Below are 24,439 nucleotides of genomic sequence, written 5' to 3' on the forward strand. Positions count from 1 at the left end.
CGACGCCTCCCGGCCCTCTCGCGTGCGTCGGAGCGGGCCATCAGCGCGGGACCGGGACCGAGGCCAGGATGCCGTCGAGCAGGCCGTCGGCGGTCGCGCCCTCCAGCTCGGCCTCGGGCCGCAGCTGGACGCGGTGCCGCAGCGCGGGCCTGGCCAGCGCCTTCACGTCGTCGGGCGTCACGTAGGGACGCCCGGACAGCCACGCCCACGCCCTGGAGGCCGCCAGCAGCGCCGTCGCCCCTCGCGGCGAGACGCCGAGCTGCAGCGACGCCGAGCTCCTGGTCGCACGGGCCACGTCGACGATGTAGCCGAGCACCTCGGGGGCCACGTGCACCTGGGAGACCGCCTCGCGGCCGGCCGCCAGGTCCTCGGCCGTGGCCACGGGCTTGACGTCGGACAGGTCGCGCGGGTCGAAGCCGCGGGCGTGCCGTTCGAGCACCGAGATCTCGTGGTCGCGCGGCGGCAGCGGCACGGTCAGCTTGAGCAGGAACCGGTCGAGCTGGGCCTCGGGCAGCTGGTAGGTGCCCTCGTACTCGACCGGGTTCTGGGTCGCGCAGACCACGAACGGGTCGGGCAGCGGCCGGGCCGTGCCCTCCACGCTCACCTGCCGCTCCTCCATGGCCTCCAGCAGCGCCGCCTGCGTCTTGGGCGGGGTGCGGTTGATCTCGTCGGCGAGCAGCAGGTTCGTGAAGACCGGCCCCTCCCTGAACTCGAACTCGCTGGTCTTCGCGTCGTAGATCAGCGAGCCGGTCACGTCGCCCGGCATCAGGTCGGGCGTGAACTGCACGCGCTTGAAGTCGAGCGACAGGGCCGCTGAGAGAGTGCGCACCATCAACGTCTTGGCCACGCCCGGCACGCCTTCGAGCAGCACGTGCCCCCGGCACAGCAGGGCGATGACGAGCCCGGTGACCACGGCGTCCTGGCCGACCACGGCCTTGGACACCTCGGCCCGCAGCGCGCCGAGCGCCTCCCTGGCCGCCTCGCCCGAGGGGGCCACGCGGAAAGTCTCCTCAGAGTTCACTGACCTGCCTTTCGATGGAGTCCAAGTACCCAGCCAGCGCGACGAGCCCGGCGTCGTCGGCCGGCGGCGGGCCGTACAGTGCGGCGCCGACCACCTGCGGGTCGTCGGCGATCCGCGCCGCGAGGGCCGCGACCAGCTCGTGCGGCCCGGCGCCCTGGGCCAGGCCCAGGCGGGGCGTGAGCCGGTCGACCGTGCCGGCGCGCAGCGAGTCGGCGGCCCGCTGCCTGGCCCTCCTGGCGCGGTAGAGCCTGCCGCGGCCCTCGACCGTCTCGGCGGCCCGCACGACGACGGGCAGCTTCTCGGTCACCACCGGCCCGAGGCGGCGGCCCCGCCAGAACGCGACGAGCGCCACGGTCAGGCAGGTCATCAGGATCGCCCACGGCACGCTCGGGGGCATCAGCTCGTACATCGACCTGCCCTCGGAGCCGGGCAGGTCGAGCGGGGGCGGATTCTCCGGGCGTACCAGCCAGGTGACGGGCCTGCCGGTGCCGACGAGGTTGAGGGCGAGGGCCGCGTTGCCGTCCTCGGGCAGGCGCAGGTTGGTCATGAACTCGCCGTCGCCGACGACCGTGGTGGTGGCGCCGTCGGGGGTGCGGTAGCTGACCAGGGAGTAACCCTCGCCCGCCGGGTAGCAGGCGGCGGCGCCGGGCGGGCCGTTCAGCACCAGGCCGCCGACGTACGCGCTGCCGGCCCGCGCGGCGGCGGGCAGCGCGCACTCGGGGGCGCGGGAGCGCACGCGCGACGGCTCGCGCTCGGTGCTCGTCCCCGGGGCCAGCACGTCGAGGCCCAGCAGGTCGCCGACGATCAGCCGGTCGCCGGGGATCTCGGCGAGCCGGTGCTCGTCGAGATAGGTCAGGTCGGTGACCAGCAGCAACCGCCCGCCGCCCGCGGCCTTGGCGGCGGCCGCCTCGACCGAGTCGACCCGGTCGACCTGGACGCCGCGCGCCCGCAGCAGCTCCGCCAGCGCCTTCGACCCGGCGAGCGAGGTGTCGGCGGGGTCGAGGAAGCGTGAGGGGCCACGCTGCGGGCCGAACAGCACCGCGGCCACCGCGACCAGGACGACGACCAGGCCGAGCAGGACGATCACGCGGCTCGCCCGCCAGGTGGAGCGGGCGGTGGGGGAGGTCGAGGCGGAGGGCCCGGCGGCCCCCGGCGCGGAGGCGGTGACCGGGGCGGTGTTCGCGCTCGGCGCGCTGCCGGCCGCGGCCGGCTCCGAGTTCCAGACGCTCACGACGGCCCGCCTCCCACGGCGAGCGGGACGGGCCGCGCCTGGCGCAGCCGCTCATCCAGGTCGCTCATCGCCTGGTACGCGGCCTGCGTGCCGGGCACGCCGCCGTAGCTGACGTCGTCGAACGAGCGCGCGGCGGCGGCCAGCTCGGCGGCGAAGCCGGGCAGTGCCCTGCCCGCCTCGGCGGCCAGCTCGTCGGCCGTGCGGCCCGGCATGCCGTCCACCAGCGCGCGTTCCTCCAGGTCACGGGCGATGGCGCGGAGGCGTTCGCGGATGGCCTGCGTCCAGTCGCCCTCGGCGGCCAGGCGTTCGGCGGCCCTGCGGTGCTCGGCGGCGTTGAGCACGCGCTCGCCGTAGAGGCCGCCGGCGGCCATGGCGTTCCTGCGGGCGGTCCTGCGCAGCCGCCAGGCGACCAGCAGGATCACGCCCAGGAGGATCAGCGTGATCACGACCGCGGCGATGATCCCGCCGGCCGGACCGCCGCCCGTCACGGCGTCGGTCAGGTCGCCGATGAACTGGACGAAAAGCCGGTAGAGCCGGTCGAACAGGGATTCCTTCTCGTATCCGGGCTTGAGGAGCTCCTCGGCCGCTCTGCGCGCCGCCTCCTCCCGGCCGACCGGGCTCACGACCTGGCTGAGTTGGACGGGTGCCAGAGGTCGTCGGCCGAGGCGTGCACCCAACCCTGGCGCTGCTGCTCGATCGCCGCCGTCTGCAGCACGAGGTCGAACGCCTCGCCGCGCATGCGCCGGTCGGCGTAGAGCAGGCCGGAGACGCCGGCCTGGAAGGGGTAGGAGAACATCGCGCTCAGCGTCGCGCCGGCGGCGATGAACACCGCCGCGACCACGGCCGAGCCCGGCGAGCCGGCGCCGAGCATGCCGATCAGCGTCCCGCCGAACGAGAACGGCACCGACAGCACCCCCGACACCAGGCCGACCAGCAGCGACGTCAGCAGCAGGATGCCGAGCACCCGCCAGAAGTCACCGGTCACCAGGTGCCACGAGCGCCGCATCGCGTCGATCGGCCCCCTGCCCTCCAGCACCACGGCGGGCGCGGCGAACGCGAAGCGCGTGGTGATGAACAGGTAGTACGGGATGAACAGCAGGACGAACAGCCCCATCACGCCGAGGGTCAGCCCGACGCCCTCGGAGGAGGAGACGTTCATCGCCAGCGCCACCACGACCAGCGTGACGACGATCAGGGGCACGACCATCATGACGGCCATCAGCCCGACGACCCCGAACAGCGCCGGGAGCCGGCCCTTGCTGAGGTGCCAGGCCTCGGCGGCGGTGATGTTGCCGCCGAAGACGGCCCGGCCGAGGATGCGCGTCAGCACGCCGGTCAGCACCGTGACCACGACGAACTGGATCGCGTACGAGACCAGCATGCCGCCGTACTGGGCGACGATGCCGTAGAAGCTGTCGAGACCGGCGGAGGCGGCCTGCGGGTCGTCGAGGATGTCGCCCATCGAGCCGAACATGACCGCCTGCCCCACGGCCAGCGGCACCGCGCCGAGCAGGGCGGCGACGGCGGACAGGCCGAGCACGGCCTTGGGGTTGGACCTGATCAGCTTGATCGTGCCGTCGAGGATGTCGCCGAGCCCCAGCGGCCGCAGCGGGATGATGCCGGGCCGCAGCGCGGGCGGCGGCATGTAGCCGTAGCCGGGCTGCTGGTAGCCGGGCTGCTGGTATCCGGCCTGCTGGTATCCGGGCTGGGGATGACCGGACTGCGGATGACCGGACTGCGGGTGGCCCGGCTGGGGGTAGGGTGGCTGAGGCCCCGGCGGGCCGTAGGGCGGCGGCTGGGGGGCTTCGCCCTGCGGCTCGTACGGTTGGCCGTACGGCGTCTGCGTGGGCGATCCCGGCGCGGTCCACGGTGAAGCCTGCGGGGCGCTGTAGGGCGGGGGCTGTTCAGCAGACCAGCCTGGGGGCGTCTCGGGCGTGCGTCCGTGACCGTCTGACATATCCCAATCCTGGCACGCTGGGCGGGTGGCTGGTGTCACCGAGGTGATTCGCCGGCTCATCTTGCCCTCATTTATCGGCGAAACGGGGCAAGGAAGGCAGCCGGGGATGGCCGAAAGTCGCTCCGTTACCGCAGACTGGGTTTGTGGTTGCGGGGGGAACCTAAAATTCGCCTTTCGTAGGCCTCATGTCCCACACATGGGCCGACCAAGGGTAACCTTCAGCGATCGTGCGGGTATGTCCCACAATGCGTAGAACGAATGAGGGGCCATGAAAGGTCGCGTGCTGGTCGTCGACGACGACGCCGCTCTCGCCGAGATGCTCGGCATCGTGTTGCGCGGAGAAGGCTTCGAGCCGTCCTTCGTCTCCGACGGCGACAAGGCCCTCGACGCGTTCCGGGATACACGCCCGGACCTTGTCCTGCTCGACCTGATGCTGCCGGGCGCCGACGGCATCGACGTGGCGCGCAGGATCAGGGCGGAGTCGGGGGTGCCGATCGTGATGCTCACCGCCAAGAGCGACACGATCGACGTGGTGCTCGGGCTGGAGTCCGGCGCCGACGACTACATCGTCAAGCCGTTCAAGCCCAAGGAGCTCGTGGCGCGGGTGCGGGCGCGGCTGCGCCGCACCGACGAGCCGACGCCTGAGATCCTGCAGATCGGCGACATCACCATCGACGTGGCCGGCCACTCGGTCAAGCGCGGCGAGGAGACGATCAACCTCACGCCGCTGGAGTTCGACCTGCTCGTCGCCCTGGCCCGCAAGCCGCGCCAGGTCTTCACCCGCGAGGTCCTGCTGGAGCAGGTCTGGGGCTACCGGCACGCCGCCGACACCCGCCTGGTGAACGTGCACGTGCAGCGACTCCGCGCCAAGATCGAGAAGGACCCCGAGCACCCCGAGATCGTCGTGACGGTCCGCGGTGTGGGCTACAAAGCCGGCCCCGCCTAGCCTTCGCCCCGCCCCGCCATGCCCCCGACCAAGAAGCCCCGCCGCCGGACGATCCGCCAGATTCTCGGCGGCGTCCGCCGGAGGGTGCGCCGTGCGGCGGGCCGGGTGCGCAGCGTGTGGCGGCGCTCGCTGCAGCTCCAGGTGGTCACCAGCACGCTGGTGATCTCCGTGACCGTCGTGGTCGTCCTCGGCACGTTCCTGTCCGACGAGATCAACAGGTCCGTGGTCGAGAGCAGCCAGCAGTCGTCGCTCAACGAGGCGTACGCCGACCGGCTGCAGATCGCCGACGCGCTGATCCCGCCCTCCGACGACGGCGCCAAGGCCCCCGACACCGACCAGAAGGTCAACCCGCTCGACGAGGTCATGGACACCGTCACCGGGTCGGGCGAGGACGGCTCCAAGAAGCGCTACGACGTGCTCATACTCAACGAGGCCACGCCCGGCATGTCGCGGGCCTCGGGCCGGGTCGTGCAGGCCGACGTGCCCGCCTCGCTCCGGCAGCACCTGCAGAAGTACATGAACCGGGCCGAGTACGGCAAGACCGAGGCCCAGATCCAGTCGATCAGGTTCGCCGGGCAGAGCCAGGCCACGCTGACGTACGTGGTCGGCGGCGTCGTGCACGAGCCCCTGACCGGCGAGGACTACCAGGTCTACCACTTCTTCCCGTTCAGCGAGGAAGAGGAGCTGCTGTCCAACGTCCGGCTGGCCATCGTCGTGGTGGGGCTCGGGCTCGTCCTGCTGCTGGCCGCCATCGCGTACCTGGTCGCCCGGCAGGTCGTCACGCCCGTGCGGCTGGCCCGCCAGGCCGCCGAGCGCCTGGCCGCCGGCAAGCTGGACGAACGCCTCAAGGTGCGCGGCGAGGACGACCTCGCCCGCCTGGCGAACTCGTTCAACGAGATGGCCGCCAACCTGGCGCTCAAGATCCACCAGCTTGAGGAGCTGTCGCAGGTCCAGCGCCAGTTCGTCTCCGACGTCTCCCACGAGCTGCGCACGCCGCTGACCACCGTCCGCATGGCGGCCGACCTGCTGTACGACGCCCGCGAGGACTTCGACCCCATGGCCGCCCGCTCGGCCGAGCTGATGCAGGCCCAGCTCGAACGGTTCGAGTCGATGCTGGCCGACCTGCTGGAGATCAGCCGCTACGACGCCGGCGCCGCCACGCTCGACGTCGACTCCGTGGACATGCGCGACGTCGTCCACCGGGCCATCGCCGACTCCGAGGCGCTGGCCGAGCGCCACTCCACCCGCTTCGACATCCGCCTGCCGCACGAGCCGTGCATGGTCGAGGTCGACAACCGCCGCGTCGAGCGCATCCTGCGCAACCTGCTGTTCAACGCCATCGAGCACGGCGAGGGCAGGGAGATCGTGGTGACCGTGGGAGCCGACCGGGACGCCGTCGCCGTCGCCGTGCGCGACCACGGGATCGGGCTCAAGCCGGGCGAGGAGACGATGGTGTTCGACCGGTTCTGGCGGGCCGACCCGTCCAGGGCCAGGACCATCGGCGGCACCGGGCTCGGTCTGGCCATCTCCCGCGAGGACGCCACGCTCCACGGGGGCTGGCTGCAGGCGTGGGGGCAGCCGGGCGAGGGCTCGCAGTTCCGCCTCACGCTGCCCAGGCTGGCCGGGGCCGACCTGAAGGGCTCGCCGCTGTCGCTGGTGCCGCCCGAGATCGAGATGCGGCGCACGTGGCGCAGCCATATGACGCCGGTGCTGCTCCCGGCCTCGGGGGACGGAGGCGGCCATGAGGAGGACTAGACGGGTCGGGGCCGCGGTCGCCCTGGCCGCGGCCGTGGCCTGCGCGGGCTCGGGGTGCACGGTGATCCCGGTGAGCGGGCCGTACACGGTGAGCGACACCGGGGGCGGCGATCCGCTGAACAAGCCGTTCCAGCGCATGATCGCCATCCCGCCGCGCGACGACTGGGACCCCGAGCTGCTCATCAAGGGGCTCCAGGCGGCCATGGCGGCCTACCCCGACGACCCCACCGTGCTGGCCAGGTACCTGACGCCCAAGGCCCAGGCCAAGTGGAAGGCGTCCGGGCCGGTGACGGTGATCGAGGACGCGTACCAGGTGGAGTACCCGGGGGAGGGCGACGAGGCGGAGACGTACGGGCTCAAGGGCAAGCAGGTCGCCCGCATCGACCCCGACGACGCGTACGTGCCGCTGTCGGGGAACGCGCCCGAGCGGCTGTTCGTGCTGAAGAAGGACGCCCGGGGCGTCTATCGGGTCGACGACCTGCCGGACGGGCTGCTGCTCACCAAGTCCGACGTGGCGCGGGCGTACCGGCTGACCAACCTGTACTACCTCAACAGCGCCCGCGAGCGCCTGGTCGTCGACCGGGTGTGCCTGCGGCTCAAGCCGACCGAGACCTTCGCCCAGACCATCGTCAAGCGGCTGCTCAAGGGGCCGAGCAGCGCGCTGCGCGGCGCCGTGGGCACCGTGTTCCCCGAGGGCACGCGGGTCGAGTCGGTCGGCACCGGCGAAGACCGCGTCCTGGTCAACTTCTCCGGCCCGCTCCTGCCGCTCGACCTGGGCGAGAAGGCCGCCCTGGTGGCGCAGCTCAAGTACAGCCTGACCAACAACAAGGTCGCCAACAGCCGCACCATCGAGGTGCAGGTGGACGGTGAGCAGTACTGGACCGAGCCGCCCAACCTGGAGGCCCACTGGCTGGACAACGGCGGCGGCACGCCGTACTACACCAGCAAGGGCTCCGTGCACGTCATGAGCAACGAGGGGCCGGGCGTCGCCGTGTCCGGGCCGGCGGGGCAGGGGAACACCGACTTCAAGGCGTTCGCGCTGTCCACGCAGCAGACCGGCGCGATCGTCGCGGCGCGCACCTCCACCGGCATCTCCATCGCCGGGCTCACCCCCGAGGGCCGCTGGCAGCAGGTCATCGAGGGCACCGACCTCACCGACCCCACCTGGCGCCGCGACGGCTCCCTGTGGACCTTCGACCAGCACAACAAGGTGGTCCTGCGGTACGACCCCAACGGCGGGCGCGGCCCCGAGCGCGTCTCGGCCCCCGGGCTCGACGGCCTCGACGTCACCGCGTTCCGGATCGCCAGGGACGGCGTGCGGGTGGCCCTGCGCACCGGCAAGAACACCGTTCAGCTCGGGGCCCTGAGCGAGGGGCTCAACGGGCCCATGCTCGGCAACCTCCAGACGCTGACCTCGACGGAGGTCGAGTACAAGATCGAGGACATCGCCTGGGAGGACGACGAGCACCTGCTGGTCCTCATCCAGAGCAAGGCCGGGCAGATCCTGAACGAGATCGACATCGGCGACGGCGAGACCATCGGGATCCCGCTGAAGGACCGGCTGGCGCGGGTGACGGCGCTGAGCGGGCGGGTGCTCGCGGAGGCGAACACCGACAAGGGCCCCAAGATCATCGAGCTCAACCAGGACCGGCAGGGCTGGACCAGCAAGATCGAACCCAACGCCAAGAACCCGTTCTTCCCCCTGGGCTGAGAACACCTCCTCCCTTCCGCTGAGCTGGGGCGCGTGCCGGGACCCGCGGAACTGTCGGTGGTGCCGGGCATGCTGGGCGGCGTGTTGGCGGGGGTGCTTGATGTGTTCCTGCCGCAGTCCTGTGTGGGCTGCGGCGGTGTCGGGGCGCGGTGCTGCGCCGGGTGCGCGGCCGGGATGGCGGCCGCCCCCGCCAGGCGCGGGCCGCAACCGAGCCCACCCGGCCTGCCCGAGTGCTGGTCGGCCGCTCCGTACGAGGGCGCGGCCCGCGCGGCGATCCTGGCGTACAAGGAGCGGGGTGCGGTGGGGCTGGCCGGCGTGCTGGCGCAGGTGCTGGCGTTCACCGTGCTCACGGCGCTGGGCGCGGCGGCCGGGGCCGGGGCCGGGTGGGCGCGGGGGCCGTTCGCCGTCGTGCCGGTGCCGAGTGCGAAGAGGGCGCTGCGGGCCCGGGGGCACGATCCCATGGGCCGGGTTGCGGTGCTCGTCGCCCGTCACCTGGTCGCGTGCGGCGTGCGGGCCGAGCCGTGGGCGGCGCTGCGGCAGGTTCGGCGGGTGTCCGACCAGGCGGGCCTGAGCTCCACGCAGCGCGCCGCGAACCTCGCCGGGTCCCTCCGTGTGGCCGGGCGCGTGAAAGGCCCTCCAGCGCCGTCTGCGCTGCTGCTGGACGACGTCCTGACCACCGGCGCCTCGCTCACCGAAGCCGCGCGAGCACTGCGCGCCGCCGGCCTCCGGGTGCCGATGGCGGCCACCGTCGCCGCGACACGCCGAAGATCTTGAAATGCTCGGCATCACTGTCGGTAAAGAAAGATCCAATTCTTGGGGACGTCTTGAAGGGGGGATGTCTCTTCCCGGGAAGAAGAGGCAGCACTGCTCAGGCGGCCGGAAGGCGCGTGGCCGCAGGGGTTGGCGTGCGGTGGCACCGGGGTCATTCGGGCGTCCGGAACCTCGGGAAAATCACGGAAAGTGATCCTTTGGTAGAGGCTCAGGCTGACATTCGCCCAGGATGCGGATAGCGTTCTGACATGGCACCCGTCCGGGTCCGTGGTTGCGCAGAGTCGGTGTCCCCGGCTCTGCTAGCCGAGGCCAGCCGCAGGCAAAACGGTCCACGTAAGGCGACTCTTTGTCGACCGATCACGGTGCGGCTTAGGGGTAAGTCCTGCCTTCCCGAGGGTCCAGATGTCCCTCGCCAGAAGAGAAGGGCAGTAGTGGCAACAGAGCTGCGAAATCCTCAGCAGGCGAATGTGGGGTCGAAGACCAGGTCGGCCGGACGGGTGCCACCCGAGAACCCGGTGACGTCGTGGCGGAAGAGGGTAGCGGTGACAGAGAGGCGGACAGGAAACCCCGTCCGGTACGCACATCGTCGGGCGCTCTTGCTCAGTCGTTAGACGAAGGGGGGCTGTTGCATGGACATCATCGTCAAGGGTCGGCACACAGGAGTGAGTGACCGGTTCCGAGACCAGGTGACGACCAAGCTGGCCAGGATCGAACGTCTGGACAACAAACTCATCCGAGTCGATGTGGAGGTGTCCAAAGAACGCAACCCTCGCCTCGCCGACCAGCGCGAGCGCGTCGAACTCACCATCCATTCGAAAGGCCCGGCCATCCGCGCCGAAGCCTCGGCCGACGACCGGTTCGTAGCCCTCGACATAGCCCTCGACAAGCTGGAAGGCCGTCTGCGCAGGCTGGCCGACCGGCGCAAGGTCCATCACGGTAACCACTGCCCGCCCTCGGTGGCGGAGCTCACCGCGACGCTCCCTGACGTCGCCGGCCCGCCGCTCCGGGGAACCAAGTCCGTCCCCGAGCCGGCCGAGTCCTACGAGGACCTGCCGGTGCAGGAGGAGAAGCTCGACGACGACATCGTCCCGATCGAGATGGACGGCGACGGTCCGCTCGTCGTGCGGGAGAAGTTCCACAGAGCGGAACCCATGACCATCGACCAGGCCATGCTCGAGATGGAACTGGTCGGGCACGACTTCTACCTGTTCCGTGACAAGGAGAGCGGCCTGCCGAGCGTGGTCTACAACCGGCGCGGGTACAACTACGGCGTGTTGCGGCTCATAGAGCCCTGATCGCACACCGGAAGATCTTCTCGACCACCCGAGGACCGTGCCATACGTGCCATCATGGCGGTCCGACGGCTCTGGCCCCCCGACGAGGAGGAGACGTGAGCGAGCTCAGTCAGGTTCAGATGAGCGAGCGAAGCGAGGGTACTGACGGGACAACCGCCACGCGGACCGCCGCTACGGCCCCGACCGGGCGTGACAGTGGAGCGGCCGTCCGATGAGCAGGTTCCCCGTGAGCAAGGCAGGCGCAAGACGGACCGAGGAGGGCTCGTGACCGAGTCCGGCGAGGTCCGCACGGCAGACAGCGAGCCGATCCGCGTGCTGATCGTTGACGATCACGAGCTGATCCGGCGAAGCCTGGCGTTGACGCTGGCCGCGGAGCCCGACATCGAGGTGGTCGGTGAGGCGAGCGACGGGCAGGAGGCGGTCGAACTGGCCGATCGCCTCATGCCCGACGTCGCGCTGATGGACGTGCGCATGCCCCGGCAGGACGGGATCGAGGCGACCAAGAGCATCAGGGCGTCCGTCCCGAGCACCCGCATCATCATGCTGACGGTGAGCGACGAGGAGGAGGACCTCTTCGAGGCCATCAAGGCCGGCGCCACCGGTTACCTGCTGAAGGACGTGCAGATCAACGACGTGCCCGCCGCGGTGCGCGGCGTGCACGAGGGCCAGTCCTTAATCAACCCGGCGATGGCTGCCAAGCTCATCAGCGAGTTCGCGAACATGAGCCGCAAGGAGGCCGAACGCCCGCCGCAGCTGCCCGTGCCCCGGCTGACCGACCGCGAGATGGAGGTCCTGCGCCTGGTCGCCAAGGGCATGAACAACCGTGAGATCGCCAAGCAGCTGTTCATCTCCGAGAACACGGTGAAGAACCACGTCCGCAACATCCTCGACAAGCTCCAGCTGCACTCGCGGATGGAAGCGGTGGTCTACGCGGTACGCGAACGCATGCTGGAGATCACCTGACCCCGGCACGAGCCCCAGCGGAGGCCGCTGCCGGCCGCGCCCCCGATCACGTGGTGCGGGCCCGTGGAGGCCGCGCGATCACGTGACTGTATTGCGGGCTCGTGCGGAGGCCCCGCGATCACGTGACTGTGGCGCGGGCCCGCGCAGAGCATGCCGGGCGCGCCGCCGAGCCCGCCCTTCGGGGACGGTGACCCGGCGCGATCGCCACCCCGCGTCACCTGTTCCCCTTCTCCGGCCGTGGCGGGCGCGGCCGTAGGCGCCGGCCCGCCGCCCACCCCCGCTGATCGTCTACGGCCGGGGCGCGGTCAGGAGATGGGCGAGCTCCGGAGGGTCGGTGCGTTCGACGCGCACGGCGTCGCAGCCCACCCACTCGGCGGCCGACCACAGGGCGTCGCGCAGGGCGTCGGCCCACTTGGCGGGGGACAGGCCGGGCTCCAGGTGGACCTGACGGGCGACCAGGGTGGTGCCCTCGCGAGCCGGGTCGACCCGGCCGATCAGACGTCCCCCGGCCAGCACCGGCATCGTGAAGTAGCCGTGGACGCGCTTCTCCTTGGGCACGTAGAGCTCAAGCTGGTACTTGAAGCCGAAGACGCGCTCGGTGCGGCCGCGGTGCCAGATCAGGGAATCGAACGGCGACAGCAGCGTCGTGCGGTGGCGGCCGCGCGGCTCGGACTCCAGCGCCTGCGGGTCGGCCCACGCGTCGGCGTAACCCCTCTTGGCCGGCCAGCCCGCCACCTTGACCGGCACCAGCCCGGCGGCGCCGCTGAGCAGGGCCTGGTCGAGCATCGCCGCGTACTTGCCCTTGAGCCGCAGGAAGTCGAGCAGGTCGGTACGGTTGGCCACCCCGAGCGACCGGCCCGCGATGGCGGCCAGCAGGACGACGCACTCCTCGTCGGACAGGTCGTCGGCCAGCAGGTCGGCGGGCACGACGCGCTCGGTCAGGTCGTAGACGCGGCGCCAGCCGACGCGGCGCACGCAGGTGATCTCACCGATGTCGAGCAGCCACTCCAGCCCGATCTTGGAGTCGGACCAGTCCCACCACGGGCCGCCGTTCTTGGCGCCGCCGACGTCGGACGTCGTGAGCGGGCCCGAGTCGCGCACCTGCTGCAGCAGCTTGTCGACGCTGTCGGGCACCTCGTGCCAGCGGTAGCGCCGGTCGCGGTAGGCGCGGCGCCGGAAGGCGTAGAGCGGCCAGTGCTCGATGGGCAGGATGCAGGCGGCGTGACACCAGTATTCGAAGCTCTGGGCGGGATCATGCCAGTAGGCGCGCTCGACCGTGGGCCTGCCCACCGCGCCGAGGCGCGCGTAGGCGACCAGCTCGTGGGAGCGGGCCAGGACGGAGATCGTGTCGAGCTGTACGGCGCCGAGCCGGCGAAGCATGCCGCGCACCCCGGCCTTGCGCGCGTCGGCGCCGATGAGCCCCTGGGCACGCAGGATGACCCGGCGCGCCTCGTCGGCGGTCAGGTCGGTCACGTTCGTCATGCGGCGAACCCCGGACGGCTTTGGGGGACGGTAGAGCTATCCATGGGAGGAATTTAGCGGCGCCCACCGACAGAATCGGCCCGCCCCCGGCACACCCCGGACGCGGAACGGGCCCCGAGCGACACGCTGAGCGCGGCGTCAGGAACAGGCCGGGGCGGAGCGAGGGCCAGGCGTACGGAAGCAGGCCAGGTCGGGCGAGGGGAAGGGGTAGGTGGGCAAGCCGGGCTGAGCGAGGGCCGGGGCAGGCCGGCAGGCTGGGCAGGGGTAGGCGGGGTGGAGAGGGGGCGACACGCCGATGTACTGGGGTTGGGGAATTGGATGCCGAGAACAAAGAGTCAGGAGCGGGCCGGGCATGGGAACGGCGGGCGCCCGGTTCGCCGGGGCCCGCCGTGTGCCGGGTGGGTCAGCGGTGGTCTTCGGCGCGCATGCCGACGCGGGGCGCGTCGATCACCACGTCCGTGAAGATGTCGAAGACGAGGGCGAGGATGCCGCCGACGACGAACACGCCGGCGCCGACCCAGACCAGCGTCCAGTTGTCGGCCGTCAGCCCGAAGCCGGCCACGATGGTGCCCACCACCATGACAGTCACGGCCAGCCACGAGGAGGCGCGCCCGCCGTGGTTACCGAGATTCTCCGTGTGCTCGGACTTCTTCCCCTCAACCATGACTAAATCCTTCCTTTGCCGGATATCCCGCTATTGGTGCGAACCGGCGCTCAACCGGCATACCCTCTGCCTTGGCCCCATTCTCCCAGACGTGTCCGGCGCCCTCGTCGTCACGGTGGCTGTGTCTGGTTGCGGAACCGCCTACGATGGCAACCGGGGAAGTTTGTCTCGGCCTCTCCTCCTGGCGGCGCCGCCGGGGTAGACCTGCGAGGAGCTTTACATAAAGTGGCAGCCATTCTCGACAAGATCCTACGTGCCGGCGAAGGCAAGACTCTGCGCAAGCTCAAGCGGATCGCCGATCAGGTCAACTCCATCGAGGACGACTTCACGAGCCTGTCCGACGCGGAGTTGCGCGCGCTGACCGACGAGTTCAAGCAGCGTTACGCCGACGGCGAGAGCCTCGACGATCTGCTTCCCGAGGCGTTCGCGACCGTGCGCGAGGCGGCCCGCCGCGTGCTCGGCCAGCGGCACTTCGACGTGCAGATCATGGGCGGGGCCAACCTGCACATGGGCAACATCTCCGAAATGAAGACGGGTGAGGGCAAGACCCTGACCTGTACGCTGCCGGCTTACCTCAACGCGCTGGCGGGCAACGGCGTCCACGTCATCACCGTCAACGACTACCTGGTCAAGGTCGGCGCCGAGAACATGGGCCGCGTCTACCGGTTCCTGGGCATGGAAGTCGGCATGATCCTCTCCGGCCAGGCGCCGGACGAGCGGCGCAAGCAGTACGAAGCGGACATCACGTACGGCACCAACAACGAGTTCGGCTTCGACTACCTCCGCGACAACATGGCGTGGTCGCTGGAGGAGTGCGTCCAGCGCGGCCACCACTACGCCATCGTCGACGAGGTCGACTCGATCCTCATCGACGAGGCCCGCACGCCGCTGATCATCTCCGGTCCCGGCGAGCAGTCGGGCAAGTGGTACAGCGAGTTCGCCAAGATCGTTCCCAGGCTGCGCAAGGGCGTCGAGGCGAAGAACCCGGGCGAGGAGAGCACCGGCGACTACATCGTCGACGAGAAGAAGCGCACGGTCGGCGTCCTGGAGGCCGGCGTCGAGAAGGTCGAGGACTGGCTCGGCATCGACAACCTCTACAAGCCCGAGCACACCCACCTGGTCGGCTTCCTGAACAACGCGCTCAAGGCGAAAGAGCTGTTCAAGAAGGACAAGGACTACATCGTCGCCGACGGCGAGGTGCTCATCGTCGACGAGTTCACCGGCCGCGTGCTGCACGGCCGGCGCTACAACGAGGGCATGCACCAGGCCATCGAGGCCAAGGAAGGCGTGAAGATCAAGGACGAGAACCAGACTCTCGCCACGGTCACCCTCCAGAACTACTTCCGCCTCTACGCCAAGCTGTCCGGCATGACCGGTACGGCGGTCACCGAGGCCAACGAGTTCCACCAGACGTACAAGCTCGGCGTGGTCCCGATCCCGACCAACCGGCCGATGGTCCGCAAGGACCAGCCCGACGTGGTCTACAAGACCGAGGACGCCAAGTTCAACGCGGTGGTCGAGGACATCAAGGAGCGCCACGACGCCGGGCAGCCGGTCCTCGTCGGCACGACCTCGGTGGAGAAGTCCGAGCGGCTGTCCAAGGCGCTCAAGCGCCGCGGCGTGGTGCACGAGGTGCTCAACGCGAAGAACCACGCGCGTGAGGCCGCGATCGTCGCCGAGGCGGGCCGCAAGGGCGCCGTCACCGTCGCCACGAACATGGCCGGTCGAGGCACCGACATCATGCTCGGCGGCAACTCCGAGTTCCGCGCCGACCTCGAGCTGCGCCAGCGCGGCCTCGACCCGGTCGAGACGCCGGAGGAGTACGAGAAGGCCTACCCCGAGGCGCTGGAGAAGGCCAGGGCGGCCGTCAAGGCCGAGCACGACGAGGTCACCCAGCTCGGCGGCCTCTACGTGCTGGGCACCGAGCGCCACGAGTCGCGCCGCATCGACAACCAGCTCCGCGGCCGTTCCGGCCGTCAGGGCGACCCCGGTGAGTCGCGCTTCTACCTCTCGCTCGGCGACGACCTCATGCGCCTGTTCAACGCGGCCAGGGTCGAGATGATCATGAACAGGCTGAGCATCCCCGACGACCAGCCGATCGAGTCGGGCATCGTCTCCAAGGCCATCGCCTCCGCCCAGCACCAGGTCGAGCAGCAGAACTTCGAGATCCGCAAGGAAGTTCTGAAGTACGACGAGGTCATGAACCGGCAGCGCAAGGTGATCTACTCCGAGCGCCGCCGCGTGCTGGAGGGCGCCGACCTGCACGAGCAGGTGCGCGGCTTCGTCGGCGACGTGATCGACGGCTACGTCGCGGGCGCCACCTCCGAGGGCTTCGCCGAGGAGTGGGACCTCGACAGGCTGTGGAAGGCGTTCGGCGATCTCTACCCGGTCACGGTCACGATCGACAACCTCGTCGAGGAGGCCGGCAGCCGCGAGGAGCTGACCGCCGAGTTCATCTCCGAGAAGATCAAGGCCGACGCCCTGGAGGCGTACGCCAGGCGCGAGGAGCAGCTCGGGGCGGAGGCCACGCGCAACTTCGAGCGCCAGGTCATCCTGTCGGTGCTCGACCGCAAGTGGCGCGAGCACCTCTACGAGATGGACTACCTGCGCGAGGGCATCGGCATGCGGGCCTACGCGCAGAAGGACCCGCAGATCGAGTACCAGCGCGAGGGCTTCGAGATGTTCTCCGCGATGCTGGAGGGCATCAAGGAGGACTCCGTCGGCTTCCTGTTCAACCTCGAGGTCGAGGTGCAGGAGAACCCGATCGTCGAGGAGGAGGACGCCGCGGTCACCGAGACGCGGTCGATCATCTCCACCGCCCTGCGCGCGCCGCAGCGCCCGACCGAGCTCGAGTACTCCGCCCCCGGCGAGCAGGGCGACGTCGAGCACACCCGGGTGCGCACCACGTCGGCCGAGCGGGCCGCGTACGGGAACGTCGAGCGCAACGCGCCCTGCCCCTGCGGGTCGGGCAAGAAGTACAAGCGTTGCCACGGCGACCCGAAGAACGCCGTCTGACACGCTGAGGCGAGCCTGAGCGGGCCCCCGTCTCCCTGCGCGAGCAGGGGGCGGGGGCTTCGTCGTTTCGCGCCGGGCTGACTAGGGAGCCGGCGGGGCGGGGGGTTCGTGGCCGGGGGTGGGGATGTTCAGGCGGCGGATCAGGAACGCGAAGATCAGATAATAGAGAACGAAATACAGCAGCCCGAAGCCGATGATCAGCCCGAGCCGGTGGGTGTTCGATTTGCTGGCGTTCAGCAGCATGTCTATGGCCCCGCCGGAGAAGGTGAAGCCGAGCCGCGCGCCCAATTCCGCCATCAGGGCCATCGACAGCCCGGTCAGCAGGGCGTGCACCACGAAAAGCACCGGCGCCACGAAAATGAAGGCGAATTCCAGTGGCTCGGTTATGCCGGTGATGAATGCCGTCAGCCCCGCTGACAACATGATGCCGCCCACGGACTTGCGGCGTTCCGGCGGAGCCGCCCGCCACATGGCGATGGCGGCCCCGAGCAGCCCGAACATCATGACGGGGAAGAAGCCGGTCATGAAGATGCCGGCGCCCTGCTCGCCGGCGAAGTAGCAGTTCAGGTCGCCGGCGGCGTTCCGGGTGGCGCCGTTCACGCCGGCGTGGCACTCGGGCAGGGTGAACCAGACGATGGTGTTGAGGAAGTGGTGCAGGCCGACGGGGATCAGCAGGCGGTTGGCCACGCCGTAGATGCCGGTGCCCGCGGTGCCGTGGGCCGAGAGCCAGTCGCCCACGCTGGACAGCCAGTCGCCCACCGGACGCCAGACCAGCCCGAACACGACGCCGAGCACCAGGGCGGCGACGGCGGTGATGATCGGGACCGAGCGGCGGCCGCCGAAGAAGGCCAGCCACGGGGGCGGTTTCAGCCGGTAGAAGCGCTGCCAGAGCAGCGCCGCGGTGATGCCGATGACGATGCCGCCGAGCACGCCGGTGGGGTTCTGGGCGCCGAGGTTGAGCATCGGCCCCTGAGGGGTGGTGACGACGACCTTGTGGTAGACCGCGCCGTGGCCCGCGTCGTAGAAGAGCGTGCGGCTGACGCGGTCGAACACCAGGTAGCCGACCAGGGCGGCGAGGGCGGTGGAGCCGTCCGACTTGCGCGCGAAGCCGATCGCGACGCCGATCGCGAACAGGACGGGCAGGTTGTCGAACAGGGCGCCGCCGGCCGCGGCCAGGACGTTGGCGACGGGCAGCATCCAGGGCAGGAGGCCGCCGAGGCCGTCCTTGCCGAGCAGGTCGTCCTGGCCGAAGCGGAAGAGCAGGCCGGCGGCGGGCAGCACGGCGATGGGCATCATGAGCGAGCGGCCGATACGCTGCAGCACCGCGAACGTCGCCGACCAGGGCGACGCGCCCATGGTCCTCACCCCCGCTCGGTGGTCCGTCAGCGGGGGAATGCCAGGTTCCTACCACGGCGGGCGTGGCGGAAAACGGGCGCTAGGTCTCGCCGGAGTCGAGGTCGGGCTCGGGTTCCCGGCCCGGCGTCATGATGTCGAACCTGCGGATGAGGAAGGTGAACACGACGTAGTACACGACGCCGTAGATCACGCCGAGCAGCAGGATGCCGGGCAGGTTCTGGGTGTTGGACTTGCTGACGTTCAGCAGCATGTCGAGCAGGCCCGCGGAGAAGCCGAAGCCGAGCTGCCCGCCGATGAGCGTGGTGAGCGCCATCGCCAGGCCGGTCAGGACGGCGTGCGCGACCAGCAGCGCGGGCGCGACGAAGATGAACGCGAACTCGATCGGCTCGGTGATGCCGGTGACGAACGAGGCCAGCCCGGCCGAGAGCATGATGCCGCCCACCGTGGCCCGGCGGTGCGGCGGCGCGGCCCGCCACATGGCCAGGGCGGCGGCGGGCAGGGCGAACATCATGACGGGGAAGAAGCCGGCCATGAACTGTCCGGAGTGCGGGGCACCGCCGAAGTAGCAGTTCCAGTCGCCGCCCAGCACGTGACCGCCCACCTCGCACTGCGGCACGACGTACCAGACGACCGAGTTCACGAAGTGGTGCAGGCCGAGCGGGATGAGCAGGCGGTTGATCAGGCCGTAGATGCCGGTGCCGATCGGGCCGATGGCGGCCAGCGCCTCGCCGGCGTGCCGGATCCACTCGCCGAGGACCGGCCAGAGCCAGCCGAACAGCACGCCGAGGAGCAGCGCGACGATGGAGGTGATGATCGGCACGAACCGGCGTCCGCCGAAGAAGGCCAGCCACGGCGGCAGCTTGATGCGGTGGAAGCGCTGCCACAGCAGCGCGGTGACCAGGCCCATCACGATGCCGCCGAGCACCTTGGTGGGGTTCTGCATGCCGTAGTTGATGACCTCTTTGATGCCCTGGTCCTGGACCTGGCGGATGGCCACGGTGTCGCGGATGTCGGAGCCGAAGAACATCACCTTGGACACCCGGTCGAACACCAGGTAGCCGACGACGGCGGCGAGCGCCGTGGTGCCGTCGGCCTTGCGGGCGAAGCCGATGGCCACGCCCACCGCGAACAGCAGCGGCAGGTTCTGGAACAGCGCGTCCCCGGCCGCGGCCAGCACCTCGGCGACCTGGCTCATCCACGCGAACCCGGGCACGTCGGCCAGGCCGCCGGGGGCCGGGCCGTTGGAGCCCAGCATGTCGGGCTGCCCGAACCGGAAGAGCAGCGCGGCCGCGGGCAGGGCCGCGATGGGCAGCATCAGCGAGCGGCCCAGCCGCTGGAGCACGTTCATCACGCGTGCGAACGGCGAAGGCCGGGCGGCGGCGGTGGTCTCGTTCACCGGGCGTTCCTCCGGGGGGTGGGAGTCAGGCGTCCGCCGGGCAGGCCGTCCGGGCCCGGCGGAGTGGCCTTAGCCCCGTCTAACGGGCATTTCGAGGATGGTCCGCAGCTGATAGCGGTCAGCGCGGTAGGTGGACACGCCGAGCTCCGCGCAGACGCCGCCGGAGAAGGACCTGCGCTGGAGCAGCAGCACGGCGCCGCCGCGCGGCAGCTTCAGCAGGTCGGCGTCGCTCGGGTCGGCGATGCCGCCGTCGATGGTGAGCTCGCCGGCGTCCATGACCAGCCCGTAGCGGCTCTCCAGCAGCTCGTACAGCGATTTGTCCGACAGGTCGTAATCGGCCAGGTCGGGAGCGAGCTTGACCGGGATGTGTGCCCGTTCGATGGACAGCGGCTCGCCGTCGGCCGTGCGCAGGCGTTCGATGAAGTGCACTTCCTCACCCGGCTGGATCCCCAGCTCCTTGGCCAGGTGAGCGCTGGCCCGCACGATGCGGCGGTCGAGGTCGCGCGAACCCGGGATCATCCCGCGCGCCCTCATGTCGTCGGTGAAGGACGTGAGCTGCAGCGCCAGCTCGATCTTGGGCCTGGCCACGAACGTGCCCTTGCCCGGCACGCGGTGCAGGCGGCCCTCGGAGACCAGGTGGTCGACGGCCTGCCGTACGGTCATCCTGGACAGACCGAACCGCTGGCAGAGCTCCCGCTCGGACGGGATGGCCGCGCCGATGCTGAGCTCGTTGCTGTCAATGAGGTCCAGCAGGATCTCGCGAAGCTGGAAGTACTTGGGCACCGGGCTATCCGGATCGATGTGCGCCACGGATCCTCCCCTCGATCGGCAAAGAAGAAATCTGGATCTGGTGGTGCGGCAGTCTATGGGCAGATTTCTTGTTTGGTGGCCATGGGCTATGGTTCGTACTGGTCTAGTCCGGACTAGACCACATGTCGCGAAAGACGGTCAAGTCCGACACCGTATGAATCGAGGGATGAGCTCAGGATGACCACCAAGATGCGCAGTGAGATCGCCGAGCAGCCGGAAGCGCTGCGGGCCACGCTCGACGCCCTGCTCCCCAGGGTGGGCGAGGTGAAGGCGGTGGGCGAGCAGACTCGCCAGCTGCTGTTCATCGCGCGTGGAACCTCCGACAACGCCGCAGTCTACGGCCGCTACCTGGTCGAGTCCCACGCGGGCCGGATGGGCGCGCTGGCCGCGCCGTCCATCGCGACGACCTACCGGCGCAAGCTCGACCTCGACGGCGTGCTGGCCGTCGCGATCTCCCAGTCGGGCCGTACGGAGGAGATCGTCGAGACCCTGGCCTGGGCCAAGGACTGCGGCGCGAAGACGGTCGGCATCACCAACGGCGGCGAGGACAGCCCGCTGGCCCAGGCGGCCGATGTCGCGCTGTGCACGCTGGCCGGCGAGGAGAAGGCCGTCCCGGCGACCAAGACCTACACCACGCAGCTCGCCGCGCTGGCCGTGCTGGCGCTGGGCCTGGGCGCCGACGTGAACGCCGAGGACCTGCGGCGGGTGCCCGACGCGGTCGAGAAGCTGATCGCCGAGCCGGGCGACCTGGACGCGGTCGTCGAGGGGCTGCTGGACAAGCCGGGCGTGGTCGTCTCCGGACGCGGGCTCGCCTTCTCCACGGCCCTGGAGACCGCGCTCAAGCTCAAGGAGGCCTGCTACCTGCACGCCATGGGCCTGTCCTACGCCGACCTGCTGCACGGCCCGATCGCCGTGGTCGACGCCGACACCCCGGCGCTGCTGGTGGCCGCCGAGAACAGCCCCACGCTGTCCGGCACGGTGGCCCTGGCCGAGCGGGTCGTGGCGGCGGGCGCGGCGGCGTACACGATCGGCGGCGGCGACGCGCTCGCGCAGGCCGGCACGGCCGCGCTGAACGGCCCCGACCTGCCCGAATGGGTGGCGCCGATGGGCCTGATCATCCCCGGCCAGCTCCTCACCGAAGCGCTGGCCCGCCGTCTCGGCATCGACCCCGACTCGCCGCGCGGCCTCAACAAGGTCACGCAGACGGACTGAGCGGGGCACCTCGTTTAGCCTGGTCACGGAGTTGGAACGAGGGAGGACCGGATGGCGGCGGATGTGAATGCGATCATCGCCGGTCTCGGCGGTGCCGACAACATCATCGAGATCGAGCCCTGCATCACCCGGTTGCGCACCGAAGTGCACGACGCGTCCAAGGTCGACCAGGCCGCCCTCAAGGCGGCCGGGGCGCACGGCGTGATGGCCGCGGGCAACGTGGTCCAGGTCGTCGTGGGGCCCGAGGCGGACACGATCGCCAGCGACATCGAGGACATCATCGGCTAAGGGCGAGACCATGACGACTGTTCTCGCCCCGGTCGAGGGGGCGGCTGTGGGGTTGGCCGCCGTGCCCGATCCGGTCTTCTCCGCGGGCATGGTGGGACCGGGAACGGCGATCGACCCGCTGCGGGGGCCCGGCAAGGCCGTAGCCCCCATAGCGGGAAAAATTATGAAACTGCATCCGCATGCCTACGTCATCGTGGGGGACGACGGCAGGGGCGTGCTGGTGCACCTGGGCATCGACACGGTCCAGCTGAAGGGGAAGGGGTTCCAGCTGCTGGCGGCCGAGGGCGACCGGGTCAGCGCGGGGCAGCCCGTCGTGGCGTGGGACCCGTCCGTCGTCGAGGCCGGCGGACGGTCCCCGGTCTGCCCCGTCGTGGCCCTGGACGCCCTCTCGGAGTCGGTGACCGGCATCGTCCAGGGGGCGGTGCACGTGGGGGACGAGCTGTTCACATGGATGTAGACACCGTCGGCGCGGTCCCCCAGATCGGCGTACGGCGGCTCATCGGCACGGTCGTACCGGCAGAAGACGTCACAATAGGCGTGCCCCCAGCCATGCCGGCGCCCGGCCCGACCCCGAGCGGCCGGCCGCCATTCACGCAAGGGTCCAGCTGGTCTGGACCGGGTACAGAAGGAGAGGCTCATGGGTGAGCGCAAGGTCACGGTCGCGGCGGAGGTGGGTCTGCACGCCCGTCCCGCGGCGACGTTCGTGAAACGGGCCCAGCTGGCCCCGATGGACATCAGCGTCGCCAAGGCCAGCGGCGGCGGGGCCCCGGTCAACGGCAAGAGCATCCTCGCCATCATGGCGCTCGACGTCCGGCAGGGCGAGACCGTCGTGATCCGGGCGGAGGGCGACGGCTCCGAGGAGATCCTGGACGAACTGGCCACGATCGCCGGAGCGCCATGAACCTGCGGGGGGTTGGGGTCAGCCCGGGAATCGGGCACGGCCCCGCGTACGTTCTGACCGCCTCTGTGCCCGAACCCCCCGAGGGCAGCACCTACACCGGTGAGGCGGAACAGGAGAAGGAGCGGGCCTCGGCCGCGCTCTCACAGGTCGCGGGCGAGCTTGAGGCCCGCGGCAACCAGGCGGGCGGCGAGGCCGAGGAGATCCTCAAGGCCCAGGCGCTGATGGCCGAGGACCCCGGTCTGGTGGTGAAGGTCAGGACCCTCATCGACCGGGGCCTGGCCGCTCCCCGGGCGGTCTTCGAGGCGTTCACGAAGTACCGGGACGTGCTCACCGGGGCCGGCGGCTACCTGGGCGAGCGGGCCGCCGACCTCGACGACATCAGGGACCGGGTGATCGCCCTGCTGACCGGGCACCCGATGCCGGGTCTGCCGGTCGCTCCCGAGGTGCCGTACGTGCTGGTCGCGGCCGATCTGGCGCCCGCCGACACGGCGCTGCTGTCCAGGCGGGACGTGGCCGGGTTCGTCACCGAGCAGGGCGGGCCCACGAGCCACACCGCGATCATGGCACGGGCGATGGGCGTGCCCGCCGTGGTCGCCTGCCCAGGGGCGACCGGCATCCCCGCCGGCGTCCCGGTCCTGGTGGACGGCACGACGGGCGAGGTGAGCCTGGAGCCGTCCGACGACCACGTGGCCGGGGCGCGGGACGCGGCGGCGGCGAAGCAGGCGGCGATCGGCGCGGCCAAGGGGCCGGGCCGGACCGCTGACGGGCACGCGGTGCCGCTGCTGGCCAACGTCGCCGGCCCCGCCGAGCTGGAGGAGGCGCTGGCCGCCGGGGCGGAGGGCGTCGGGCTCTACCGGACCGAGTTCCTCTTCCTCGACAGGGCCGAGGCCCCGGCCGTCGAGGAGCAGCAGCGGGCCTACCGGGCGGCGCTGGAGGCCGTGCCCGGCGCCACCGTGGTCGTGCGCACGCTCGACGCGGGCGCCGACAAGCCGCTGCGGTTCCTGCCCGCCCCCGCCGAGCCGAACCCGGCGCTGGGAGAGCGCGGGCTGCGCCTGTTCAGGCGCTTCCCCGAGGTGATGGACGCGCAGTTGCGCGCGCTGGCGGCGGCGGCCGAGGACGCGCCGGCCGAGCTGCTGGTGATGGCGCCCATGGTGGCCACGGCCGAGGAGGCCAGGTGGTTCGCCGACGCCTGCCGGGCGCGCGGGTTGTCCAAGGTGGGCGTCATGATCGAGATCCCGTCGGCGGCGCTGCGGGCCGGGCAGCTGGCCGGGGTGGTGGACTTCGTCTCGCTCGGCACCAACGACCTGGCCCAGTACGCCTTCGCCGCCGACCGCCAGCTCGGCACGGTGAGCGGGTTCCAGGACCCGTGGCAGCCGGCGCTGCTCGACCTGATCGCCATGTCCTGCGGCCACGGCAAGCCGGTGGGCATCTGCGGTGAGGCGGCCGCCGACCCGGCTCTGGCGTGCGTGCTGGTCGGGCTGGGGGCGACCACGCTGTCGATGGGGGCGGGGGCGCTGGGGGCCGTACGGGCGGCGCTGGCCGCGCACACGCTGGAGCAGTGCCGGCTGGCCGCGCGCAACGCGCGGGCCCAGGTCACGGCGGCGAACGCGCGCGCGGTCGCGCGCACCCACCTGCCGGGGCTCGCGGCGCTGGGGGTGTGAACGG

21 protein-coding genes are annotated in these 24,439 nt (G+C 70.9%); 12 read left to right on the forward strand and 9 right to left on the reverse strand.

The window, feature by feature from the left end; translation table 11 throughout:
- Window positions 1–40 precede the first annotated feature (40 nt).
- Genes ABZ459_RS14300 through ABZ459_RS14315 form a run of 4 tightly spaced genes read right to left on the reverse strand, consistent with a single transcriptional unit; the run spans window position 41 to window position 4,209 of the window.
- Window positions 41–997 (reverse strand): MoxR family ATPase, encoded by a 957-nt coding sequence (locus ABZ459_RS14300; RefSeq protein ID WP_357970258.1) that lies wholly within the window; start codon window positions 995–997, stop codon window positions 41–43.
- A 13-nt stretch (window positions 998–1,010) separates the two neighbouring features.
- A complete protein-coding gene (locus ABZ459_RS14305) occupies window positions 1,011–2,252 on the reverse strand; it encodes a DUF4350 domain-containing protein (RefSeq protein WP_357970261.1) in 1,242 nt (413 codons plus the stop codon).
- Window positions 2,249–2,875 carry a DUF4129 domain-containing protein gene (locus ABZ459_RS14310; protein ID WP_357970263.1) on the reverse strand — a complete coding sequence of 209 codons (627 nt, stop codon included), beginning with the start codon at window positions 2,873–2,875 and terminating at the stop codon, window positions 2,249–2,251. Before ABZ459_RS14310 ends, ABZ459_RS14305 begins: the two co-directional genes overlap by 4 nt.
- Entirely contained in the window at window positions 2,872–4,209 is a 1,338-nt protein-coding gene (locus ABZ459_RS14315) for a glycerophosphoryl diester phosphodiesterase membrane domain-containing protein (protein ID WP_357970266.1), read from the reverse strand. Before ABZ459_RS14315 ends, ABZ459_RS14310 begins: the two co-directional genes overlap by 4 nt.
- Before the next feature lie 268 nt (window positions 4,210–4,477).
- Between ABZ459_RS14315 and mtrA the strand changes: the two genes are divergently transcribed.
- The 6 genes from mtrA to ABZ459_RS14345 all read left to right on the forward strand — a co-directional run bounded on the left by mtrA (window position 4,478) and on the right by ABZ459_RS14345 (window position 11,650).
- A complete protein-coding gene (gene mtrA, locus ABZ459_RS14320; RefSeq protein WP_043620615.1) occupies window positions 4,478–5,155 on the forward strand; it encodes an MtrAB system response regulator MtrA in 678 nt (225 codons plus the stop codon).
- An 18-nt stretch (window positions 5,156–5,173) separates the two neighbouring features.
- On the forward strand, window positions 5,174–6,910 hold the full coding sequence (gene mtrB, locus ABZ459_RS14325) for an MtrAB system histidine kinase MtrB (RefSeq protein WP_357970269.1): 1,737 nt from the start codon (window positions 5,174–5,176) through the stop codon (window positions 6,908–6,910).
- On the forward strand, window positions 6,897–8,621 hold the full coding sequence (locus tag ABZ459_RS14330; protein ID WP_357970272.1) for an LpqB family beta-propeller domain-containing protein: 1,725 nt from the start codon (window positions 6,897–6,899) through the stop codon (window positions 8,619–8,621). Before mtrB ends, ABZ459_RS14330 begins: the two co-directional genes overlap by 14 nt.
- Before the next feature lie 33 nt (window positions 8,622–8,654).
- Window positions 8,655–9,395 carry a ComF family protein gene (locus tag ABZ459_RS14335; RefSeq protein ID WP_357970274.1) on the forward strand — a complete coding sequence of 247 codons (741 nt, stop codon included), beginning with the start codon at window positions 8,655–8,657 and terminating at the stop codon, window positions 9,393–9,395.
- 626 nt (window positions 9,396–10,021) lie between these two features.
- Complete coding sequence (gene raiA, locus ABZ459_RS14340; protein WP_357970277.1) at window positions 10,022–10,687, forward strand: ribosome-associated translation inhibitor RaiA; 666 nt, start codon at window positions 10,022–10,024, stop codon at window positions 10,685–10,687.
- A gap of 264 nt (window positions 10,688–10,951) precedes the next feature.
- Complete coding sequence (locus ABZ459_RS14345) at window positions 10,952–11,650, forward strand: response regulator transcription factor (protein WP_352326269.1); 699 nt, start codon at window positions 10,952–10,954, stop codon at window positions 11,648–11,650.
- 288 nt (window positions 11,651–11,938) lie between these two features.
- Here ABZ459_RS14345 and ABZ459_RS14350 read toward each other — a convergent pair whose 3' ends face one another.
- Window positions 11,939–13,132, reverse strand: a complete 1,194-nt coding sequence (locus tag ABZ459_RS14350; RefSeq protein ID WP_357970280.1) for a crosslink repair DNA glycosylase YcaQ family protein — start codon at window positions 13,130–13,132, stop codon at window positions 11,939–11,941.
- Window positions 13,133–13,535: 403 nt separating this feature from the next.
- On the reverse strand, window positions 13,536–13,796 hold the full coding sequence (locus ABZ459_RS14355; protein ID WP_357970282.1) for an HGxxPAAW family protein: 261 nt from the start codon (window positions 13,794–13,796) through the stop codon (window positions 13,536–13,538).
- Window positions 13,797–14,021: 225 nt separating this feature from the next.
- On the opposite strand from ABZ459_RS14355, the gene secA reads away from it, so the two are divergent.
- Window positions 14,022–16,811 (forward strand): preprotein translocase subunit SecA, encoded by a 2,790-nt coding sequence (gene secA / locus ABZ459_RS14360; protein WP_357970284.1) that lies wholly within the window; start codon window positions 14,022–14,024, stop codon window positions 16,809–16,811.
- 81 nt (window positions 16,812–16,892) lie between these two features.
- On the opposite strand, the gene ABZ459_RS14365 is transcribed toward secA, so the two are convergent.
- The 3 genes from ABZ459_RS14365 to ABZ459_RS14375 all read right to left on the reverse strand — a co-directional run bounded on the left by ABZ459_RS14365 (window position 16,893) and on the right by ABZ459_RS14375 (window position 20,373).
- Window positions 16,893–18,167: a PTS transporter subunit EIIC gene (locus tag ABZ459_RS14365; RefSeq protein ID WP_357970286.1), complete on the reverse strand. Its 1,275-nt coding sequence runs from the start codon at window positions 18,165–18,167 to the stop codon at window positions 16,893–16,895.
- 79 nt (window positions 18,168–18,246) lie between these two features.
- Complete coding sequence (locus ABZ459_RS14370; protein WP_357970288.1) at window positions 18,247–19,563, reverse strand: PTS transporter subunit EIIC; 1,317 nt, start codon at window positions 19,561–19,563, stop codon at window positions 18,247–18,249.
- A gap of 69 nt (window positions 19,564–19,632) precedes the next feature.
- Window positions 19,633–20,373: a GntR family transcriptional regulator gene (locus ABZ459_RS14375; protein WP_357703032.1), complete on the reverse strand. Its 741-nt coding sequence runs from the start codon at window positions 20,371–20,373 to the stop codon at window positions 19,633–19,635.
- A gap of 177 nt (window positions 20,374–20,550) precedes the next feature.
- Between ABZ459_RS14375 and ABZ459_RS14380 the strand changes: the two genes are divergently transcribed.
- The 5 genes from ABZ459_RS14380 to ptsP all read left to right on the forward strand — a co-directional run bounded on the left by ABZ459_RS14380 (window position 20,551) and on the right by ptsP (window position 24,435).
- The gene (locus tag ABZ459_RS14380) at window positions 20,551–21,585 is read left to right on the forward strand and encodes an SIS domain-containing protein (protein WP_357970290.1); all 1,035 of its coding nucleotides are present in this window, start codon (window positions 20,551–20,553) and stop codon (window positions 21,583–21,585) included.
- Window positions 21,586–21,636: 51 nt separating this feature from the next.
- Window positions 21,637–21,873 (forward strand): PTS glucose/sucrose transporter subunit IIB, encoded by a 237-nt coding sequence (locus ABZ459_RS14385; protein WP_352349299.1) that lies wholly within the window; start codon window positions 21,637–21,639, stop codon window positions 21,871–21,873.
- Window positions 21,874–21,883: 10 nt separating this feature from the next.
- The gene (locus ABZ459_RS14390; RefSeq protein WP_357970292.1) at window positions 21,884–22,330 is read left to right on the forward strand and encodes a PTS glucose transporter subunit IIA; all 447 of its coding nucleotides are present in this window, start codon (window positions 21,884–21,886) and stop codon (window positions 22,328–22,330) included.
- 180 nt (window positions 22,331–22,510) lie between these two features.
- Window positions 22,511–22,774 (forward strand): HPr family phosphocarrier protein, encoded by a 264-nt coding sequence (locus ABZ459_RS14395; RefSeq protein ID WP_357970294.1) that lies wholly within the window; start codon window positions 22,511–22,513, stop codon window positions 22,772–22,774.
- Window positions 22,771–24,435, forward strand: a complete 1,665-nt coding sequence (gene ptsP / locus ABZ459_RS14400; RefSeq protein WP_357970297.1) for a phosphoenolpyruvate--protein phosphotransferase — start codon at window positions 22,771–22,773, stop codon at window positions 24,433–24,435. Before ABZ459_RS14395 ends, ptsP begins: the two co-directional genes overlap by 4 nt.
- Window positions 24,436–24,439 lie beyond the last annotated feature (4 nt).

It is taken from the genome of Nonomuraea sp. NPDC005692 (assembly GCF_040631115.1).
Classification (GTDB): domain Bacteria; phylum Actinomycetota; class Actinomycetes; order Streptosporangiales; family Streptosporangiaceae; genus Nonomuraea.

Coding starts and splice junctions, on each gene's coding strand:
- ABZ459_RS14315 (WP_357970266.1), bottom strand. CDS start 4,209: ATGTCAGACGGTCACGGACGCACGCCCGAGACGCCCCCAGGCTGGTCT.
- mtrA (WP_043620615.1), top strand. CDS start 4,478: ATGAAAGGTCGCGTGCTGGTCGTCGACGACGACGCCGCTCTCGCCGAG.
- mtrB (WP_357970269.1), top strand. CDS start 5,174: ATGCCCCCGACCAAGAAGCCCCGCCGCCGGACGATCCGCCAGATTCTC.
- ABZ459_RS14330 (WP_357970272.1), top strand. CDS start 6,897: ATGAGGAGGACTAGACGGGTCGGGGCCGCGGTCGCCCTGGCCGCGGCC.
- raiA (WP_357970277.1), top strand. CDS start 10,022: ATGGACATCATCGTCAAGGGTCGGCACACAGGAGTGAGTGACCGGTTC.
- ABZ459_RS14350 (WP_357970280.1), bottom strand. CDS start 13,132: ATGACGAACGTGACCGACCTGACCGCCGACGAGGCGCGCCGGGTCATC.
- ABZ459_RS14355 (WP_357970282.1), bottom strand. CDS start 13,796: ATGGTTGAGGGGAAGAAGTCCGAGCACACGGAGAATCTCGGTAACCAC.
- ABZ459_RS14365 (WP_357970286.1), bottom strand. CDS start 18,167: ATGGGCGCGTCGCCCTGGTCGGCGACGTTCGCGGTGCTGCAGCGTATC.
- ABZ459_RS14380 (WP_357970290.1), top strand. CDS start 20,551: ATGACCACCAAGATGCGCAGTGAGATCGCCGAGCAGCCGGAAGCGCTG.
- ABZ459_RS14385 (WP_352349299.1), top strand. CDS start 21,637: ATGGCGGCGGATGTGAATGCGATCATCGCCGGTCTCGGCGGTGCCGAC.
- ABZ459_RS14390 (WP_357970292.1), top strand. CDS start 21,884: ATGACGACTGTTCTCGCCCCGGTCGAGGGGGCGGCTGTGGGGTTGGCC.
- ABZ459_RS14395 (WP_357970294.1), top strand. CDS start 22,511: ATGGGTGAGCGCAAGGTCACGGTCGCGGCGGAGGTGGGTCTGCACGCC.
- ptsP (WP_357970297.1), top strand. CDS start 22,771: ATGAACCTGCGGGGGGTTGGGGTCAGCCCGGGAATCGGGCACGGCCCC.